This window comes from Shewanella sp. P1-14-1 (assembly GCF_001401775.1).
Taxonomy (GTDB): domain Bacteria; phylum Pseudomonadota; class Gammaproteobacteria; order Enterobacterales; family Shewanellaceae; genus Shewanella; species Shewanella japonica.
This window is the reverse complement of sequence record NZ_LKTL01000016.1, coordinates 34,650-52,481: the sequence shown is the minus strand read 5'-3', so window position 1 is coordinate 52,481 and position 17,832 is coordinate 34,650. Positions and strand designations below refer to the sequence as shown.

At 42.0% G+C, this 17,832-nt stretch carries 19 protein-coding genes; all 19 read left to right on the top strand.

Annotation, left to right across the window (positions count from 1 at the left end):
- Positions 1-5: 5 nt before the first annotated feature.
- The 19 genes from fliM to AN944_RS12715 all read left to right on the top strand — a co-directional run bounded on the left by fliM (position 6) and on the right by AN944_RS12715 (position 17,797).
- Entirely contained in the window at positions 6-1,034 is a 1,029-nt protein-coding gene (gene fliM, locus AN944_RS12805) for a flagellar motor switch protein FliM (protein WP_055025023.1), read from the top strand.
- A gap of 9 nt (positions 1,035-1,043) precedes the next feature.
- Positions 1,044-1,430 (top strand): flagellar motor switch protein FliN, encoded by a 387-nt coding sequence (gene fliN / locus AN944_RS12800; protein WP_055025022.1) that lies wholly within the window; start codon positions 1,044-1,046, stop codon positions 1,428-1,430.
- 41 nt (positions 1,431-1,471) lie between these two features.
- Positions 1,472-1,885, top strand: coding sequence for a flagellar biosynthetic protein FliO (fliO, locus tag AN944_RS12795; RefSeq protein ID WP_055025021.1), 414 nt, complete (start codon positions 1,472-1,474; stop codon positions 1,883-1,885).
- Between the two features lie 5 nt (positions 1,886-1,890).
- The gene (fliP, locus tag AN944_RS12790; RefSeq protein WP_055025020.1) at positions 1,891-2,637 is read left to right on the top strand and encodes a flagellar type III secretion system pore protein FliP; all 747 of its coding nucleotides are present in this window, start codon (positions 1,891-1,893) and stop codon (positions 2,635-2,637) included.
- Between the two features lie 9 nt (positions 2,638-2,646).
- Positions 2,647-2,916, top strand: coding sequence for a flagellar biosynthesis protein FliQ (gene fliQ, locus AN944_RS12785; protein WP_055025019.1), 270 nt, complete (start codon positions 2,647-2,649; stop codon positions 2,914-2,916).
- Between the two features lie 4 nt (positions 2,917-2,920).
- Positions 2,921-3,727, top strand: coding sequence for a flagellar biosynthetic protein FliR (gene fliR, locus AN944_RS12780; RefSeq protein ID WP_055025018.1), 807 nt, complete (start codon positions 2,921-2,923; stop codon positions 3,725-3,727).
- A 7-nt stretch (positions 3,728-3,734) separates the two neighbouring features.
- Positions 3,735-4,865, top strand: coding sequence for a flagellar biosynthesis protein FlhB (flhB, locus tag AN944_RS12775; RefSeq protein ID WP_055025017.1), 1,131 nt, complete (start codon positions 3,735-3,737; stop codon positions 4,863-4,865).
- A gap of 136 nt (positions 4,866-5,001) precedes the next feature.
- Positions 5,002-7,101 (top strand): flagellar biosynthesis protein FlhA, encoded by a 2,100-nt coding sequence (flhA, locus tag AN944_RS12770; RefSeq protein WP_055025016.1) that lies wholly within the window; start codon positions 5,002-5,004, stop codon positions 7,099-7,101.
- Between the two features lie 30 nt (positions 7,102-7,131).
- Positions 7,132-8,520, top strand: a complete 1,389-nt coding sequence (gene flhF / locus AN944_RS12765; protein ID WP_055025015.1) for a flagellar biosynthesis protein FlhF — start codon at positions 7,132-7,134, stop codon at positions 8,518-8,520.
- A 4-nt stretch (positions 8,521-8,524) separates the two neighbouring features.
- The gene (locus tag AN944_RS12760) at positions 8,525-9,406 is read left to right on the top strand and encodes a MinD/ParA family protein (RefSeq protein ID WP_055025014.1); all 882 of its coding nucleotides are present in this window, start codon (positions 8,525-8,527) and stop codon (positions 9,404-9,406) included.
- Entirely contained in the window at positions 9,399-10,118 is a 720-nt protein-coding gene (locus AN944_RS12755) for an RNA polymerase sigma factor FliA (RefSeq protein WP_055025013.1), read from the top strand. Before AN944_RS12760 ends, AN944_RS12755 begins: the two co-directional genes overlap by 8 nt.
- Positions 10,119-10,159: 41 nt before the next feature.
- Positions 10,160-10,543 (top strand): chemotaxis response regulator CheY, encoded by a 384-nt coding sequence (gene cheY / locus AN944_RS12750; protein ID WP_080916243.1) that lies wholly within the window; start codon positions 10,160-10,162, stop codon positions 10,541-10,543.
- A 14-nt stretch (positions 10,544-10,557) separates the two neighbouring features.
- The gene (locus AN944_RS12745; RefSeq protein ID WP_055025011.1) at positions 10,558-11,295 is read left to right on the top strand and encodes a protein phosphatase CheZ; all 738 of its coding nucleotides are present in this window, start codon (positions 10,558-10,560) and stop codon (positions 11,293-11,295) included.
- A gap of 16 nt (positions 11,296-11,311) precedes the next feature.
- The gene (locus AN944_RS12740; protein WP_055025010.1) at positions 11,312-13,618 is read left to right on the top strand and encodes a chemotaxis protein CheA; all 2,307 of its coding nucleotides are present in this window, start codon (positions 11,312-11,314) and stop codon (positions 13,616-13,618) included.
- 24 nt (positions 13,619-13,642) lie between these two features.
- Positions 13,643-14,782, top strand: a complete 1,140-nt coding sequence (locus AN944_RS12735) for a chemotaxis response regulator protein-glutamate methylesterase (protein WP_055025009.1) — start codon at positions 13,643-13,645, stop codon at positions 14,780-14,782.
- The gene (locus AN944_RS12730) at positions 14,775-15,245 is read left to right on the top strand and encodes a hypothetical protein (protein ID WP_055025008.1); all 471 of its coding nucleotides are present in this window, start codon (positions 14,775-14,777) and stop codon (positions 15,243-15,245) included. The genes AN944_RS12735 and AN944_RS12730 overlap by 8 nt, the downstream gene beginning before the upstream one ends.
- A gap of 41 nt (positions 15,246-15,286) precedes the next feature.
- Positions 15,287-16,078: a ParA family protein gene (locus tag AN944_RS12725; RefSeq protein ID WP_055025007.1), complete on the top strand. Its 792-nt coding sequence runs from the start codon at positions 15,287-15,289 to the stop codon at positions 16,076-16,078.
- Complete coding sequence (locus AN944_RS12720) at positions 16,062-17,294, top strand: chemotaxis protein CheW (RefSeq protein WP_055025006.1); 1,233 nt, start codon at positions 16,062-16,064, stop codon at positions 17,292-17,294. Before AN944_RS12725 ends, AN944_RS12720 begins: the two co-directional genes overlap by 17 nt.
- Before the next feature lie 8 nt (positions 17,295-17,302).
- Positions 17,303-17,797, top strand: coding sequence for a chemotaxis protein CheW (locus AN944_RS12715; RefSeq protein ID WP_055025005.1), 495 nt, complete (start codon positions 17,303-17,305; stop codon positions 17,795-17,797).
- Positions 17,798-17,832: the final 35 nt, after the last annotated feature.

Genomic DNA, 17,832 nt, shown 5'->3' with positions numbered 1-17,832 from the left:
ATGACGTGAGTGATTTATTAAGCCAAGACGAAATTGATGCGCTACTCCATGGTGTTGATGATGTCGATGAAGATGACATTAATGAGAATGACGATACTCGGGTATATGACTTCTCATCTCAAGATAGAATTGTGCGTGGGCGAATGCCGACGCTGGAAATTGTAAACGAACGTTTTGCTCGTCATCTTCGCATTAGCATGTTTAATATGATGCGCCGTGCAGCCGAAGTCTCGATTAATGGCGTACAAATGCTCAAGTTTGGCGAGTACGTGCATACGTTATTTGTGCCAACAAGTTTAAATATGGTGCGTTTCAGTCCGTTAAAAGGGACTGCACTTATCACGATGGAAGCACGTCTGGTATTTATTCTCGTTGATAACTTCTTTGGTGGTGATGGACGTTTCCACGCCAAGATTGAGGGACGTGAATTTACCCCGACCGAGCGTCGCATTGTACAACTATTGCTGAAAATTATTTTTGAAGATTACAAGGATGCTTGGGCGCCAGTGATGGATGTCGAATTTGAGTACCTTGACTCTGAAGTTAACCCTGCAATGGCGAATATTGTGAGCCCAACTGAAGTTGTGGTGATTAACTCATTCCACATTGAAGTGGATGGTGGCGGTGGTGATTTTCATATCACGATGCCGTATTCAATGATTGAGCCGATTCGAGAATTATTAGATGCGGGTGTACAAAGTGATAAACAAGATACCGACATGCGCTGGGGCCAAGCATTACGTGATGAAATCATGGACGTGCAGGTTGGAATCGATGCCAATATTATTGAACATGAAGTGACTCTTAGAGATGTCATGGAGTTTAAAGCTGGTGATGTGATACCGATTGAATTACCAGAACACATCATGATGCGAATCGAAGATTTACCGACTTATCGATGTAAATTAGGTAAGTCTAGAGATAACTTAGCGTTAAAAATCAGCGAGAAAATACCTCGACCAGAAACCGCTAAATCGGAACTACAATTAATTACGCGCAAGAAAGGTAAAGCGCGTGATATTTCAGAATTATAAGGTGAAGTAATGAGTGATGATACTGATGATTGGGCTGCAGCGATGGCAGAGCAAGCTCTTGAAGAAGCAAATGTTGCTGAACAAGTCGAGCTTGATGAGTTAGTTGATGAATCTGCGCCTATTTCAAAAGAAGAAGCAGAAAAACTTGATAGCATCATGGACATTCCTGTAACCATCTCGATGGAAGTAGGGCGAAGCTTTATTAGTATTCGTAATTTACTGCAACTTAACCAAGGTTCAGTTGTTGAGCTTGATAGGGTGGCGGGTGAACCATTAGATGTTATGGTTAATGGTACCTTGATTGCCCATGGTGAAGTGGTTGTGGTGAATGATAAATTTGGTATTCGCCTAACAGATGTGATCAGCCAAACTGAACGGATCAAAAAGCTTAAGTAAAATAGAGATAAAACACCCATCAATTAGTAAAGGATTTATTTGTGTTAAATGCTGTTAGTTTGTTCGCCATTGCGAGTTCTGCTGTCAATGAGGCTGCGTCACCCATGGTGGCTACTCGGGGGGCGGAAACATCAAATATTGCAGCCTTATCCAGTATGATGGGTGGCCTGATATTAGTGATTGCGATCATTTTTGTTCTGGCATACATCGTTAAAAAGCTAAACCTCGTTCAATCTAATCAAGGTGTCATAAAAACCGTTGCAATGACGCCGTTAGGGCAAAAAGAAAAACTGGTGCTTGTTGAGCTAGAAGGCCAACAATATTTACTCGGCGTGACCGCGCAGCAAGTGAATCTGATTGAAAAATTAGACAGCGCAGTACAAGTTGAAACCACTTCATTTGCAAGCCGTTTAAAGCAAGCCAAAGAGCAAGCTAAGTCAGCTTCCAAGGAATAACGATAATGAAAAAATGGATTGTTCTGACATTATTGACGGCATTATTTTTCACCCCTTATAGTTTTGCAGAAGACGGTATTTTAAAAGCCGTCACAGTCACAACAGGGGCCGATGGTAGCACTGAATATTCAGTAACAATGCAGATCTTGTTATTGATGACGGCGATGAGCTTTATTCCAGCCATGGTCATCATGCTGACTTCATTTACCCGTATCATTGTCGTGCTTTCTATTTTGCGTCAAGCGCTTGGATTACAGCAAACCCCTTCAAACCAAGTGTTGATTGGTATGAGCATGTTCATGACATTTTTTATCATGGCGCCAGTCTTCGACAAAATTTACGACCAAGCGGTTGAGCCATATATCAATGAATCACTGACGATGCAGCAAGCGTATGAGGTAGGCAAAGAGCCACTTAGGGCATTTATGCTGTCTCAAGTCAGAACCACAGACTTAGAAACCTTTATTGAAATTTCTGGTTACACCAATATCTCATCTCCAGAGCAAGTGCCTATGAGTGTTCTGGTACCTGCTTTTATCACCAGCGAATTAAAAACTGCTTTTCAAATTGGCTTTATGTTGTTTGTGCCATTTTTGGTGCTCGATTTAGTGGTTGCGAGTATTTTGATGGCGATGGGTATGATGATGTTATCGCCGATGATTGTTTCTTTACCATTCAAGATTATGTTGTTTGTATTAGTTGATGGTTGGGGATTAGTCATGGGAACACTTGCCAACAGTTTCGGCACGTAAGGGCCAACTATGTCACCAGAGTCGTTAATTGATATATTTCGCGAAGGGCTGTCGGTTATTGTATTGATCGTATCAGCGATTATTTTACCGGGTCTTTTTGTCGGTTTAATTGTCGCTGTGTTTCAAGCGGCCACCTCAATTAATGAACAAACCTTAAGCTTTTTACCAAGGCTGTTAATGACGCTTTTTTCATTAATGTTTTTAGGCCATTGGTTAGTGCAAACCATGATGGATTTCTTTTACACCATGGTTGATATGATCCCGCAAGTGATAGGCTAGCTTGATGGAGATTCTATTTGAGGAAATTAGCCAAACAATAGCAGCTTATGTCTGGCCGTTATTTAGAATTTCCTCAATGTTGATGGTCATGGCGGTATTTGGCGCTAACACCACTCCAGCAAGAGTCCGCTTATTATTATCAGTCGCCATTACCATTGCTGTGGCGCCTGTGTTACCTGAACCCGTTGGCAATATTGAGCTATTTTCGTTAAGTGCAGTGTTTATTACAGCACAACAAATCCTTATCGGTACTGCAATGGGGTTTGTCACTATTTTGGTCATGCAAACTTTTGTATTAACTGGACAAATTATTGGTATGCAAACCAGTTTGGGTTTTGCGTCAATGGTTGACCCAGGCTCAGGACAGCAGACACCCGTTGTAGGTAATTTCTTTTTATTATTGGCAACATTGATTTTTCTTGCCGTGGACGGGCATTTGCTGATGTTTACTATGCTGGTGGCGAGTTTTGATACGATTCCTATTTCAAATCAGGGCTTCACAATTACAAATTATCGCAGACTTGCTGAGTTTGGTGGCTATATGTTTGGCGCTGCACTCACCATGTCAATTTCAGCGATTGTCGCCTTATTATTAATAAACCTTTCTTTTGGGGTAATGACTCGTGCATCACCTCAATTAAATATTTTCGCAATTGGTTTTCCAGTCACTATGGTGAGTGGATTGCTAATTTTGTGGTTAACTTTAGGACCCATCATGTCTCATTTCGATGAGGTTTGGCTGCAAGGCCAAGTATTGATGTGTGATATTTTGCAACTGACCTGTCAAACTGACGGCTCGATAACTCGGTAAATTACTGATGGCAGAAGATACTGGTCAAGAACGCACCGAGGAACCCACCGCCAAGCGACTGCAACAGTCGCGTGATAAGGGGCAGGTGGCACGTTCAAAAGAATTAGGTACTGCGGCGGTATTACTCGCATCAGCAGTGGGCTTTGCTATTGTGGGGCCAAACCTTGCGCGAAGTCTGCACACCATCATGACGCAAATTTTGACCATGGAACGTGACCAGATTTTTGATACCAACTCCATGTTTCTCGTTTGGGGAATTATTGGCACAGAGCTCGCGTTCCCGTTATTCAGCTTTATTGGCTTTTTAACTGTCATCGCATTTATCGGTAATATCATTCTTGGTGGTATGACGTTTTCTGTAAAAGCTTTTATGCCTAAAGGCAGTAAAATGAATCCTGCCAAAGGCTTTAAGCGGATGTTTGGTACTCAAGCATTGGTAGAGCTGACTAAGGGGATTGCCAAATTTTCTGTGGTGGCCATTTCAGCCTATTTCTTGTTAAGTTTTTACTTCTTTGACATTTTAACACTGTCGACTGACCACTTGCCTGGCAATGTATATCATGCGCTAGAGCTATTAGTGTGGATGTTTATTTTACTGTGTTCTTCGATGTTATTCATTGTAATTATTGATGTGCCATTTCAAATATGGAATCACAACAAACAATTAAAAATGACCAAACAAGAAGTAAAAGATGAATATAAAGACACTGAAGGTAAGCCGGAAGTGAAAGGGCGTATTAGGCAAATGCAGCATGAAATGGCGAATAAGCGCATGATGTCTGAAGTCCCTAATGCCGATGTTATTGTGGTAAACCCCGAGCATTACGCAGTGGCTGTAAAATACGATGTTATGCAATCATCTGCGCCATTTTTAGTGGCGAAAGGTGTGGATGATGTCGCATTTAAAATACGCGAAATTGCTCGAGAGCATGAAGTACCGATTGTCTCTGCACCGCCTTTGGCTCGTGCCATTTATCATACGACGAAAATTGAACAGCAAGTGCCAGAAGGGCTCTTTACTGCTGTTGCTCAAATTCTGGCCTATGTTTTTCAACTTAAACAATATCAAAAAGGCAAAGGGAAGCGCCCTAAACCTATTCCTTTAAATCAACCCATCCCCGATGACTTAAAACACTAACTGAGATTTATTTATTGTTTTTTGGTTATAACTTGGCCACTCAGCTGAGTATTTCTGTTTGAACCTTTCTTTTGGCGTAGTAATTGCTAATTAGAGACGTTAGCGTCAAGAATATTACTATAAAGGTTTCCTACTGATGGATGTAAAAGCAGCATTAGGCCAAGTTAAACAAGTTAGATTCAGTACTTTCAAAGGTGTTGGTACACCGCTATTGGTACTTGCTGCACTCGGCATGGTCGTGCTACCAATGCCCGCATTTTTACTCGATATCTTGTTTTCATTTAACATTGCACTTGCTCTGGTCGTGCTGTTAGTTGCTATTTATTCTGATCGTCCATTAGATTTTGCTGCTTTCCCTAGTGTGCTTCTCGTTGCGACCTTATTACGTCTAGCGCTCAATGTCGCTTCCACTCGGATTGTATTGTTAGAAGGCCACAACGGTGGAGATGCTGCAGGTAAAGTCATTGAGGCATTTGGCTCAGTCGTTATCGGTGGTAACTATGCTGTCGGTTTAGTGGTTTTCCTTATCTTGATTATTATCAATTTTGCCGTTGTGACTAAAGGTGCTGGACGTATTTCTGAGGTCAGTGCTCGCTTTACATTGGATGCTATGCCCGGCAAACAAATGGCGATTGATGCTGACCTTAACGCAGGTACATTGACGCAAGACCAAGCTCGAGTTAGACGTGCTGAAGTGACTAAAGAGGCAGATTTTTACGGTGCGATGGATGGTGCGTCAAAATTTGTAAAAGGTGATGCCATTGCGGGTATCATGATTTTGGTCATCAACATTCTTGGTGGCTTTGTTATTGGTATGGTGCAACATGGGCTAGATTTTTCGAGTGCCGTTGAAATTTATACTCTGCTCACTATTGGTGATGGCTTAGTTGCTCAAATTCCAGGATTGTTACTATCGATTGCTGCTGCATTAATGGTCACTCGTCAAAATGAATCTGGTGACATGGGCGGTATGATGATTAGCCAGATGTTTGATAGTCATAAATCAATGGCGATTGCATCTGCTGTATTGTTCATCATGGGTATTGTCCCTGGAATGCCTCATTTTGCTTTCTTAACTTTTGCTGTGATTACTGGCATTGCAGCTTACATGATTTATAAACGTAATAATGACGCTAAAACTGCGGCCCTTGAAAAAGCTGTGAGCAGCCCAGCAGAAGTTAAAGATGCTGAACCCAAAGAGCTGAGCTGGGAAGATGTTCAACATGTTGACACTATTGGACTAGAAGTGGGGTATCGCTTAATTCCTCTTGTGGATAAAGGTCAAGGCGGCGAATTACTTGGCCGTATTAAAGGGGTGCGTAAAAAACTATCTCAAGAGTTAGGCTTCCTTGTTCCCGCTGTGCATATTCGCGACAACTTGGATTTATCACCAAATAGTTATCGAATCTCGCTGATGGGCGTTGTTGTTGGTGAGGCTGAAGTTAGGCACGACTGTGAACTTGCCATCAACCCGGGACAAGTTTACGGTAAACTTGATGGCATAGAGACAACTGACCCAGCCTTTGGTTTAGAAGCGGTATGGATAGCACCTGAGCAGCGTGAACATGCCCAAACATTAGGGTATACGGTCGTGGATACCGCAACGGTAGTAGCGACTCATATTAGTCAGTTATTGACGAACAATGCTGCGAAATTACTGGGCTACGAAGAAGTACAGCAATTAATGGACATGCTAGCTAAAAACTCTCCGAAGCTTATTGATGGCTTTATTCCAGACATCATGCCACTTGGCTCAGTGGTTAAAGTGATGCAAAACCTTCTTAATGAAGGTGTTTCTATACGAGATTTACGTACAATAGTGCAAACACTGTTAGAATACGGTACAAAGAGTAATGATACTGAAGTATTAACAGCCGCAGTGCGGATTGCATTGAAGAGAATGATTGTTCAAGAGATATCTGGACCAGAATTAGAAATCCCTGTCATAACATTGGCGCCAGAGTTGGAACAGATGTTGCACAAGTCTATGCAAGCGACAGGCGGTGAAGGGCCAAATATTGAACCAGGCCTTGCAGAACGCATGCAGAAGTCATTATTAGACGCTTCTCAGAAGCAAGAAATGGTCGGTCAGCCAGCCATTTTATTGACATCAGGTATGCTAAGGTCAACGCTGTCACGATTTGTTAAATATACTATCCCGAATTTACGGGTTATTTCTTATCAAGAAATTCCTGATGAAAAGCAAATACGCATAGTATCTGCAGTAGGGCAATAGCGATGACTTTCTGTTTGAAAGAGGTGTTAAGTGAAAATTAAACGATTTTTTGCCAAAGACATGCGTTCAGCATTAGCTCAAGTGAAAGACACCTTGGGGTCAGATGCTGTGATCATGTCAAATAAGAAAGTCACTGGTGGTATAGAAATTGTTGCAGCTGTTGATTACGACGAGCCAAAAGCTGATGTTGCAGTGAACTCACCTGTTCCTGGTTTTATGGACGTGAGTGATGACCAAGTTTCGTTAGGTATCAACAAGCCATCAGTTAAAGCCCAGACCAAAGTGAGCCCACCACCTGCGGCAGACTCTCTGCAAGCGTTATTAGAAAAGCAGCATAATCGTTTACAGCAACAGATGACTCAGCGAGTAGAAGAAACGGAATTACCTGATTGGGCAAAACAGCTTCAAGATACTAAAGCCGCTAAAGCTGACATTAAACCGCAGCCGCAATTCGACCAACCAAGAAGTTCATCTAGAAATCATAGTCAATCTGAAGAAATGGAAGCCATGCGAGAAGAAATGGCGTCATTACGCGGATTGTTGACCCATCAAGTTTCATCATTGATGAAGGATCAGAAAAAACGTACAGACCCAGTTGGGGCTATGCTTGAAAGTAAACTCATTAATGCTGAGTTTTCTCCTGCTGTCGCCGCAAAATTAGCAGGGCTTAGTCAACAATATACCCCAGCGGATTTGGTTAGAGCACTACCACAGAGTTTAGCGAACTTATTAGATAACCAAGGTGATGATATTGTGCGCACTGGTGGCGTTGTTGCTTTTGTTGGTCCAACAGGTGTTGGAAAAACGACCTCACTAGCAAAACTAGCTGCTCGATTTGCTGCACATCATGGCCCAGAGCAAGTTGCATTAATTACAACCGATCATTATCGTATTGGAGCCTTTGAGCAATTAGCAACTTATGGCAAAATAATGGGCTGTCCTGTTAAACAGGCACATGATTTAGCTGAATTAGAACAAATTCTTTATCAGTTTAAGAATCGTAAGTTAGTATTAATAGATACTGCAGGTATGGGACAACGTGATTTACGCCTATATCAGCAATTAGATGATTTAATGGCAAATACAAGAATACCGATTAGAAGTTATTTAGTGATGTCAGCAACTTCACAACGCAGAGTGTTACAAGATGCAGTTGAGCATTTTAAACGCATCCCGTTATCGGGAGTTATTTTGACAAAACTAGATGAATCCGTATCGATTGCCGGCGCATTAAGTGTATTGATTCAAAATGGGTTACCATTAAGTTATGTAACTGATGGTCAACGTGTTCCAGAAGATATGCAAGTTGCAGATACGCTAATGTTAGCAAAACAAGCGTTAGCAGCATTAAACGACACCAAACCTCAAACGTCACCTGACACTGCGTGGTCAAATGACATGGCCTACGCATTCGAGTAAAAATATGACCCGAGATCAAGCAAGTGGTTTACGTATGATGAATCAACCAAATAACGACAAAGTAAAAGTAATCGCAGTAAGTGGCGGTAAAGGCGGCGTGGGTAAAACCAGTGTGTCAATTAATACAGCTGTTGCCCTTGCTGAGAAAGGTAAACGAGTACTCGTACTTGATGCCGATTTAGGCTTAGCGAACGTCGATGTGATGCTCGGTATTCGAGCTGAACGTAACTTATCTCATGTACTGTCTGGCGAAGCTGAACTGGATGATATTATCGTTCGTGGTCCTAAAGGGATCGGTATTGTACCGGCCACTTCAGGTACACAAGCGATGGTTGAGTTGACTCAAGCTCAGCACGTTGGACTAATTCGTGCTTTCAGCGAAATGAAAACCCAGTTTGATGTACTGATTGTCGATACGGCAGCAGGTATTTCAGATATGGTGTTAAGTTTCTCTCGTGCTTCACAAGATGTATTGATTGTGGTTTGTGATGAACCGACATCAATTACCGATGCATATGCCTTGATAAAAATTCTGAGTCGTGAACATGGTGTGTTCCGGTTCAAAATTGTAGCAAATATGGTACGAAGTTTACGCGAAGGTATGGAGTTATTTGCCAAACTGAGTAAAGTAACCGATAGATTCTTAGATGTGGCTTTAGAATTGGTTGCTACGGTGCCATTCGATGAGAACTTACGTAAGTCTGTACGTAAACAAAAATTAGTTATCGAAGCCTTTCCTAAGTCTCCTGCGGCCATTGCATACCACGGTTTAGCGAATAAAATTATGAGCTGGCCGATACCGCAACAGCCTGGTGGACATCTTGAATTTTTTGTTGAACGTTTAGTTCAGCGTAAAGATCCACAAGAGGATACTACGAGTGAATAAAGCCGCCGCGTATACTCAGTTTGATAATAAAACTTCAATTGTTGAACAGTATGCTCCGTTGGTAAAAAGAATTGCACATCACATGCTAGCAAGGCTGCCAGCATCAGTGCAATTAGATGACTTATTACAAGCAGGGATGATGGGGTTGCTAGAAGCATCAACGAAGTTTGATGGAAGCAAAGGGGCAAAATTTGAAACCTTTGCAGGCATCAGAATTCGTGGCTCTATGATTGATGAAATCCGTCGCGGAGACTGGGTTCCTCGTTCTGTGCACCGTAATCAGCGCCGAGTGGCTCAGGTTATTGATGAACTAGGACAAGAACTTGGCCGTGATGCTAGAGATACCGAAATTGCTGAAAAGCTAGAAATGACATTAGAAGAATATCACCATATTCTCAATGATGTGTCAGTCGGTAAAGTCATCGGAATAGAAGATCTTGGTGTTTCTGAAGATGTGATTGTAAGTGAGGAAACAACTCACGATGAAAATTTTGATTCTTTAGCTGAAACTCAGTTTAAATCTGCGTTAGCCGAAGCAATTACAACATTACCCGAAAGAGATGCGTTAGTTTTGTCGCTATATTATGACGAAGCATTAAATTTAAAAGAAATCGGTGCCATTCTTGAGGTCAGCGAGTCGCGTGTTAGCCAGATATTAAGTCAGGCAATGCTGCGTCTTAAAGGCAAGCTTAAGCATTGGACACAGGTATAATTATTAATAAAAGCACAGTGTGAAGCTCACCGGAGGAAACCTTGGACAAGAATATGAAGATTCTTATTGTTGATGACTTTTCAACAATGAGACGCATCATCAAGAACTTGTTGCGAGACTTGGGGTTTAATAATACCCAAGAAGCAGATGATGGCTCAACCGCCTTACCAATGTTACAAAAAAGCGAATTTGATTTTGTTGTCACTGACTGGAATATGCCAGGCATGCAAGGAATTGATTTGCTAAAGGCTATTCGTGCTGATGATTCATTAAAACATTTACCTGTTTTAATGGTGACCGCAGAAGCAAAACGCGAACAAATTATCGCAGCAGCGCAAGCTGGTGTGAATGGTTATGTTGTTAAACCGTTTACCGCTGCAACGCTAAAAGAAAAACTCGATAAAATCTTTGAGCGTTTAGCATAAGCTAAGGATAAGTTATGCAGGCAGCAATATCGGGGTTAATCGACCTTGAGCAAGCCAAGCAGCTCGTAGCACTACTTGAAGATGGACAACAAGAACAAGCTGATGACGTCATTCGTGACTTATCAGCGCCGCTTCAAAGAGAGTTGTTTGATGAAGTGGGTAAATTGACACGTCAATTACACAGTTCATTAAATGAATTCCAATTAGATACGCGTTTAGCCGAACTTGCCAACAACGAAATACCTGACGCAAAAGAAAGATTGAACTTTGTCATCGATATGACAGAGCAAGCTGCAAATAAAACCATGGATGCAGTTGAAGAATGTTTACCTTTGGCCGATACAATAATAAATAACATTCAATCGGTCACGCCAATGTGGGATAAATTGATGCGTAGAGACATTGCTCTTAATGAGTTTAAGGCTCTGTGTCATGACGTTCAACATATCATGTCTCATAGCGAACATGACTCAAGTCGATTAAGAGAATTGCTCAATCAGATATTGATGGCGCAAGATTTCCAAGACTTAACCGGGCAAATGATCCGTCGTGTTATTGATTTAGTCAGAGAAGTGGAAAGCAGTTTAGTGTCAATGCTAACCATCTTTGGCGAAAATGCAGCTGACTCGGCACGGGTCGTTGATGAAAATAAAATTGAAGCAGAAGGCCCTATCTTGAATGCTGAAACACGTGAAGACGTGGTGACTGGCCAAGATGAAGTGGATGATCTGCTCTCAAGTCTGGGTTTCTAACTAGGAGTCAAATTTAATGTCTTTTGATGTTGATGAAGAGATACTCCAGGACTTTTTAATTGAAGCTGGTGAAATTTTAGAGCTTCTGCAAGAGCAACTTGTCGCTCTTGAAAATAATCCTGATGATGCTGATTTACTGAATGCTATTTTTAGAGGGTTCCACACTGTTAAAGGTGGTGCTGGATTTTTAAGTTTAGGCCCAATGGTCGATGTGTGTCATGAGGCAGAAAATACCTTTGACTTACTAAGAACGGGCAAGCGCCAAGTAAATGCAGAATTAATGGATATTATTCTGCAAGCAGTTGATGCCATCAACAGCATGTTCGAACAAACTCAACAAGGTCAGCAACAAGATGATGCTGATCCTGAGTTGTTGGAAAAACTCAAATTATTAAGTTCTGGTGAGCCTTTACCATCAGAGCTTGCTGGCAGCGCAACTCATGCCGATCATGAAGTTGAAGTTGTCGAAGAATTTATTGAATCAATTTCTGAAGACGTTGTAGAGACTGTTGAAGAACCTGCAGTTGAAGCACAACTTGATGACGAAATCTCAGATGCGTCAGGCTCTATTGATGATATCGACGAAAGTGAATTCGAAGCTTTACTTGATGCACTTCATGGTGAAGGAAAAAGTCCAACGTCTCAAGTTGAGCCTGAACCTGCAATTGCGCCAGTTGCTGAATCTGAACCAGCCGCCAGCAGCGATGAAATCACCGATGATGAATTTGAAGCGCTATTAGATGAGCTTCATGGTTCAAGTGGTTTTAATGCCGCGCCAACAGCGAAAGCGACTCCTGCGCCAGTTGAACAAGAACCTGCCGTAGATGCCGATGATATTACTGATGACGAATTTGAAAAGTTATTAGATGAGTTGCATGGAAAGGGGTCTGCACCAGCGGCCGTTAAACCTGCAGCAACAGCATCGACATCCTCAAAGCCTGCTTCATCATCAACAAGCTCATCGCCATCAAACGCAAGTCAGTCAGCTGCAGATAAAGCGCAAACTACCCAAGCTAAAGCTGCTGAACCAGTTGCAACTCCTGCAGCTAAAGTAGAGAAAGCTGCTCCGGTTGCAAAAGCGCCAGCAGCGCCTAAAGCAGCTGTGGCTAAGAAGGCAGAGCCTGCAAAAGCGCAAATGCCTCAAGGTGAGACAACTGTTCGCGTAGATACCTCGAGACTCGACCAAATTATGAATATGGTCGGTGAGTTGGTTCTGGTTAGAAATCGATTAGTGAGTTTAGGTATTTCTCGCGATGATGAAGAGATGTCTAAAGCTTTAGCTAACCTCGATCTTGTTACTGCTGACCTTCAAGGCGCAGTGATGAAAACACGTATGCAACCGATCAAGAAAGTGTTTGGTCGCTTCCCTCGAGTTGTACGTGATTTAGCGAGAACATTAAATAAAGAAATTGATTTAGTCATGGTGGGTGAAGATACCGACCTTGATAAAAACTTGGTTGAAGCATTAGCCGATCCTTTGGTTCACTTGGTGAGAAACTCAGTAGATCATGGTATTGAAATGCCTATCACTCGTGAAGCCAATGGCAAGTCACGTGCAGGTACAATTACCCTGTCGGCAAGTCAAGAAGGTGACCATATTCTTCTCAAAATTGAAGATGATGGCGCTGGAATGGATGCTGATAAGTTAAAAGAAATTGCTATTAGTCGTGGTGTATTGGATGAAGATTCAGCCGCTAGAATGACTGATAATGAAGCTTATAACTTGATTTTCGCACCAGGCTTTTCGACCAAAGTTGAAATTTCAGACATCTCCGGCCGTGGTGTTGGTATGGATGTCGTTAAAACACGTATTACCCAGCTTAACGGAACCGTACATATTGATTCTGTGAAGGGTAAAGGCACCATTTTAGAAATTAAAGTGCCACTGACGTTAGCAATTATGCCAACCTTGATGGTGGATGTGGCTAAACAAGTCTTTGCTTTACCGTTATCAAGTGTTAACGAAATTTTCCATCTCGATCTAACTAAAACAAATGTAGTAGATGGTCAATTAACTGTCATTGTGCGTGATAAAGCGGTACCGCTATTCTATCTAGAGCAATGGTTACATCGAAATAAGACCAACTTTACTCATGGTGATAAGCAGCAAGGCCATGTAGTGATTGTTCAGTTAGGGACAATGCAAATTGGTTTTGTAGTTGACGCCTTGATCGGCCAAGAAGAAGTCGTGATTAAACCTCTTGGCAGTATGTTACAAGGTACGCCAGGAATGGCTGGGGCAACAATTACTTCTGATGGTGGTATTGCACTTATTTTAGATGTACCTGGATTGCTGAAATATTACGCCAAGAATAAGAAGTAAGAGTTCCAATTTTTAAGGACTTAAATGGCTACCAAAGTATTAGTTGTAGATGACTCAAGTTTCTTTAGACGACGGGTCAGTGAGATTGTTAATCAAGATCCTGACCTAGAAGTTGTTGGTGTTGCAGTTAATGGCAAAGAAGCCATTGAGATGACTGAGAAGCTTAAGCCTCAAGTGATTACTATGGATATTGAAATGCCTGTTATGGACGGTATTACTGCCGTGCGCCATATCATGGCTTCGAATCCAACACCGATCTTAATGTTTTCATCATTAACCCATGATGGTGCGCAGGCGACGCTTGATGCATTAGATGCGGGTGCGTTAGACTTTTTACCTAAACGATTTGAAGATATCGCATCTAATAAAGATGATGCGATTAAGCTACTACAACAAAGGGTAAAAGCGTTAGGTCGTAGAAGACTGTATAAACCTATAGCTCGTGCCAATGCGACTACTCGTCCGTTGAGTAGTCATTCAACAGGCAAGCCTACTAGTTCGCTGACATCACTGCGTTCAAAAACGAGTGCAGCTAGCGAACAACCAGTTAATGCCGCATCTGTGTCATCCATTCGAGCAAGTGGTAAAAAATATAAAGCATTGCTAATTGGCACATCGACAGGTGGTCCAGTCGCACTGCAGAAAATTTTGACCTCATTTCCAGCTAGTTATCCTCATCCAATATTGCTAATTCAACATATGCCTGCTGCTTTTACTCCAGCATTTGCCAGTCGACTTAATAGCTTATGTAAAATTGACGTGAAAGAAGCACAAACTGGCGATACCTTGAAACCCGGTTGTGCGTATTTAGCGCCAGGTGGCATGCAATTGATGATAGAAAAAGCGGGGGCGCTAGGGCGATTAAAAGTGATTGCAGGTAATGCTGACATGAACTACAAACCCAGTGTCGATATTACCTTTGCTTCTGCTTCAAAAGCATTTGGCAGCGATGTTATGGCAGTTGTGCTAACAGGAATGGGAGCAGATGGCCGTGAAGGTGCTAGAATGTTAAAGGCCGCTGGTGCCACTATTTGGGCGCAAGATGAGGCGAGTTGTGTTGTTTATGGCATGCCTCAAGCCGTTACATCAGCGGGAATATCATCACACTCTATAGCCTTAGATAATATGGCTGAAGCTATTATGAAAGAGACAGCTCGTGGCTAAAGCGAGCCATTCAATGTCGACCCAGCACATGCTTGTCGTGTTTTTGTTGGTTATTGGAGTGATTGCGCTTGGCGCACTTTATTTTGAGCTTGCTAAAGAAAATCGACAATTAACAAAACAAGTAGAAGAGCTTAAAGCATCGCAAGTATTATTGATGGTACCCGATGAACAGGCTGCAGATATTGCCAATTGGTTAGCGAAATACCCTGATCAAACTAAAGCTTTGGCGGCAAGAGCGGCTGATGGAGAAGGAATAACAATGACGTTTGGCCCAGGGAGCGATGCGGTTTCATCACAACCAGCGGCAAGCACTAATGCTGAGCAGCAATTTTCAAACTCAGTCATTTCAAACGGAGTTGTAACTGAAAATGCACAAGGTGTGAAAGTGATTACCTTACCCCATGGGGGGATCAGAGTTACCACACGTGAGGCTGAGCCTAGTAATAGCAATAACAAGCAATAACAATAATATAGTGCAAACACTTATGAGTAATGAGGCGTGATTTGAAAGTATGGACAATTGCTAATCAAAAGGGTGGTGTCGGCAAAACCACAACGGTGGCAAGTTTAGCGGGTGCGTTAGTAAAACGTGGCCAAAAAGTGCTTATGATTGACACGGATCCTCATGCTTCATTGGGTTACTATCTCGGCATTGATTCAGAAGAAATCCCAAGTTCACTATATGATATTTTCCTTTCACATAAGACCCTTACTCTTGAAAGTGTTGAAAAGCATATCGTTCCCACATCCATAGATGGATTGGATATTATTCCTGCTTCAATGGCCCTTGCTACCCTAGATAGAGCGCTCGGTCATCAAGAGGGGATGGGGTTAGTGCTTAGAAATGTGACCTCGTTACTTGCAGATAAATACGATGTGGCTATCATCGACTGTCCACCTATTTTAGGGGTGTTGATGGTCAATGCATTGGCTGCGAGCCAGCATATCGTTATTCCTGTGCAAACAGAATTTCTGGCGATTAAAGGCTTAGAACGTATGGTTAAAACAATGGGGTTAATGGGGCGTTCTAAAAAAACGACCTATAGTTTTACCATTTTACCTACCATGTTCGATAGAAGAACCAAAGCATCACCTATTGCATTGCAGTCGTTAGAAGAAAAATATCCTGATACCTTGTGGCCAGATGTTATTCCTGTCGATACTAAGTTTAGAGATGCGAGTCTTGCGCATGTCCCTGCTTCTCACTATTCCCCGAGCAGCCGAGGTATGAAAGCTTATAATCGACTATTAGATTTTTTGCTCGCCAAGGAGTTTAAGCATGTCAAAATCGGTTGACGAAACTGTTTTTGATTTTTTTTCTGTTTTATTACAAGAAGCTCCAGAAGAGCCGGCAGGCTTAGCTGACTCCGAAACTCCCTTATCTAATTCAACAACTGCTAAAACAGACAATGCAACTAACTCCATTGCCGCAACGAAAAAGACTATTGATACTCACGAGGCATCAGTAAATGAAAAAACAGCAGCTAACCCTCGAGATATCAATTCAGTAGATTTCAAGAAAAAGCACAGCAAAGTGGTACACAAGCCTGTCGCTCCAATTGACGATGTTCCGCAGCTCAACGAGGCTAGGGTTGCTGGCACATCACAACAGAGTAAAGCGTTTGCTGAACCTCCAGTTGATAAAGCGGCTTTATCTAAATTGCTTTCAGTCGTGTCGAAACATGCTGAGCCAGCCGTTAGTGCAACGATTAAGAAGCAAGGTGTTGTCGAGCCTACATTAGAAAAAGCACAAGAAAATCTTGCTGCGGATATTAAACAACCTTCAAGTAGCAAGGTTCAAGATGATATTAAATTAAAAGCACAGTTATTGAGGGAAAAGCTTACCCAAGCAAGCCCAGAAACTCAGGCAAACAGCCTAGATAAAAAAATTGACACTTCTGGCGCATCTGTCAGTAAAGTATCTGAAAAAACTGCCGATATATCATTAAAGAAAAACCATTCAAGGGAAGACACCCTTGATAGTAAACGAGAGTCATCTCCAGCTTTACAAACTGGAGCAACACCACCAAGTGTCACTCAAAACTTGCAAGAAGTGCTTGATAATGAGTTTCAGGTACTGTTTTTTAATGTTGCAGGGCTGACACTTGCTGTGCCATTGGTAAGTCTAGGTGGTATTGTTAAAATAGAGCATATTAGTCATCTAATAGGTCGCCCGGATTGGTTTTTAGGAGTACAAACACGCAGGGAGCAAAAAGTTAACGTAGTGGATAGTTGCCGCTGGGTTATGCCAGAGAAATACACTAAAGAATTGGCTGAAAGCGTAGATTATCAGTATTTAGTAATGCTAGAAGACAGTGATTGGGGCTTGGCTTGTGAGTCATTAGTTAACGCAGTAAAAATAGATAAATCACAAGTTAATTGGCGTGAAAAACCAGGTAAGCGTCCGTGGCTTGCTGGTGTGGTAAAAGAACAAATGTGTGGCATTTTAAACGTGCAAGCGCTTATTGAAATGCTAGATGCAGGATTAGGTTGTCAAGATTCGATTGACTGAGGTTATTTATGACAGACTCAAGAAATGTAGCAGCGGTTGCTACGGGTAAAGAAGATGTAGTTTTACAGTGGGTAACATTTAAGTTAGATAATGAAACCTACGGCATTAATGTGATGCAAGTACAAGAGGTGTTACGTTACACTGAAATCGCCCCTGTACCAGGTGCGCCATTATATGTACTGGGTATTATTAATCTTCGTGGTAATGTGGTTACTGTTATTGATACACGCTCGCGCTTTGGCCTTGATTCGGCTGAGGTCGATGACTCGTCTCGTATCGTGATCATTGAAGCTGAAAAACAAGTTATTGGTATTTTAGTGGATAGCGTTGCTGAAGTCGTTTACTTACGCCGCTCTGAAATTGATAATGCACCGAATGTCGGCACTGAAGAAAGTGCTAAATTTATCCAAGGTGTGAGCAACCGTGACAATGAGTTACTTATTTTAGTCGACTTAGATAAATTATTATCGGATGATGAGTGGGCTGAAATCACTCAGTTATAGTGTTAACGCTATACCAATGAAAGCCAGCATTATTT

Coding starts and splice junctions, on each gene's coding strand:
- fliN (WP_055025022.1), top strand. CDS start 1,044: ATGAGTGATGATACTGATGATTGGGCTGCAGCGATGGCAGAGCAAGCT.
- fliP (WP_055025020.1), top strand. CDS start 1,891: ATGAAAAAATGGATTGTTCTGACATTATTGACGGCATTATTTTTCACC.
- fliQ (WP_055025019.1), top strand. CDS start 2,647: ATGTCACCAGAGTCGTTAATTGATATATTTCGCGAAGGGCTGTCGGTT.
- fliR (WP_055025018.1), top strand. CDS start 2,921: ATGGAGATTCTATTTGAGGAAATTAGCCAAACAATAGCAGCTTATGTC.
- flhB (WP_055025017.1), top strand. CDS start 3,735: ATGGCAGAAGATACTGGTCAAGAACGCACCGAGGAACCCACCGCCAAG.
- flhA (WP_055025016.1), top strand. CDS start 5,002: ATGGATGTAAAAGCAGCATTAGGCCAAGTTAAACAAGTTAGATTCAGT.
- AN944_RS12760 (WP_055025014.1), top strand. CDS start 8,525: ATGACCCGAGATCAAGCAAGTGGTTTACGTATGATGAATCAACCAAAT.
- AN944_RS12745 (WP_055025011.1), top strand. CDS start 10,558: ATGCAGGCAGCAATATCGGGGTTAATCGACCTTGAGCAAGCCAAGCAG.
- AN944_RS12740 (WP_055025010.1), top strand. CDS start 11,312: ATGTCTTTTGATGTTGATGAAGAGATACTCCAGGACTTTTTAATTGAA.
- AN944_RS12735 (WP_055025009.1), top strand. CDS start 13,643: ATGGCTACCAAAGTATTAGTTGTAGATGACTCAAGTTTCTTTAGACGA.
- AN944_RS12720 (WP_055025006.1), top strand. CDS start 16,062: ATGTCAAAATCGGTTGACGAAACTGTTTTTGATTTTTTTTCTGTTTTA.
- AN944_RS12715 (WP_055025005.1), top strand. CDS start 17,303: ATGACAGACTCAAGAAATGTAGCAGCGGTTGCTACGGGTAAAGAAGAT.